1 protein-coding gene is annotated in these 1262 nt (G+C 64.4%); it reads right to left on the bottom strand.

Annotation, left to right across the window (positions count from 1 at the left end):
* A partial coding sequence (locus KIP88_RS45745; RefSeq protein ID WP_214494614.1) for a porin occupies positions 1-1262 on the bottom strand: 1262 nt, incomplete at both ends.

The following is a 1262-nucleotide window of genomic DNA, read 5'->3' as shown; positions in this document are numbered from 1 at the left end:
GCGCGGAGCTGCAGCAGGACCGTGTCCTGATCCTTGAACTCGTAGAGCGCGTTGGGCTTCGGAGCGGTCGCCGTGAACACCGAAGAGCCCGACATCTTCTGGTCGAGATGGAACCACTGCACTTCGGCCGTGAACGTCAGGTTCTTGACCGGAGTCCAGCGAGTAGTGACGCCAAGCTGCGAGACGTTGAAGTCGGGGTTACAGGTGTAGTTGCCTGCAGCGTTCCCGGCCAATGCCTGACCCGAGTGGCTGAGGGCGAAGGCGGCGCAGTAAGCGCCCTTGGCCGTAGTAGTTCCCGCACCCAGCAGGTTGTCGTTGGCACCGCCGTCATACCGGACGGCCGAGTAGCTGCCGAACAGGCTGGTCGACCAGTACGGATTCCAGTTGTGATTGAACGCGCCGCGGAGGCCCCAGGCCGTCGTCAGGACGATGCCGCCGGTGCCGCCTGCGCCGGGCATGTAGACGCCGTCGGTGGTCGCACCGAAGCCGACGCTCTGGTAGCCGAAGCCGCTGCCGCCGAACATCGCAAAATTCGGCGAGGTGCCGCTGGTGGCGATCACGTTCTTGGTCGTGCCCTTGGCATAGGAGACGTCGAACTTGATGTCGTCGCCGGGGCCGGTCGGCAGGTTCTTGATCTGCAACGCCGCCATGACCGAGCCGCCCCATTTGGTGTCGGGATGACCAGAGATCTCCGAGAGGTTGGTCGCGACGCCACCAGCGCCCAGCGTGTTGTAGGACCCGCTGACCTCATGGGCCGCGGCCGACAACTGGAACAGACCCCAGGCCTGGTCGACCCGGATCCTGCCGACGATGTCGGGCGAATGCGTGCCGGCATAGGCGTTCGATCCGGTGCCGTTGGCGCCGATCGCCGAGGGGATGCCCAGATTGTAGACAGCGGTGCGGTTCCAGACGGTCGGGTCGTCGAGACCGATCGAGGCCGACACGCCGTTGCCGAACTCGGCGGTGTACTGGATGTTGTTGACGCCGGTGTCGGTGTTGTTGCCGCCGAGCAGGCTCGAATTGATGTTGCCCGGGAAGCCGTTCCACGGCGTCGAGTAGGCCGACGAAGACTTACCGAAGGTGAAGCCGGCGAACTGGATGAAGAGATATTCAACCGCGACGTAGCCACCGCCCGCGACGTTGAGCGCGTTCGAAGCTCCGGCCGGGAATGTCGTGAGCGTGGTCGGGTTGGAGCTGCCGAAATTGTTGAACTGGAAGTCGCCCTGGCCGAAGGTGCGGACCACGCCGTATTCGGTCGCGGT

The organism is Bradyrhizobium sp. SRL28, assembly GCF_018596315.1.
Lineage (GTDB): Bacteria > Pseudomonadota > Alphaproteobacteria > Rhizobiales > Xanthobacteraceae > Bradyrhizobium.
The sequence above is the reverse complement of the archived record's forward strand: the minus strand, read 5'-3'. Positions and strand labels throughout refer to the sequence as shown.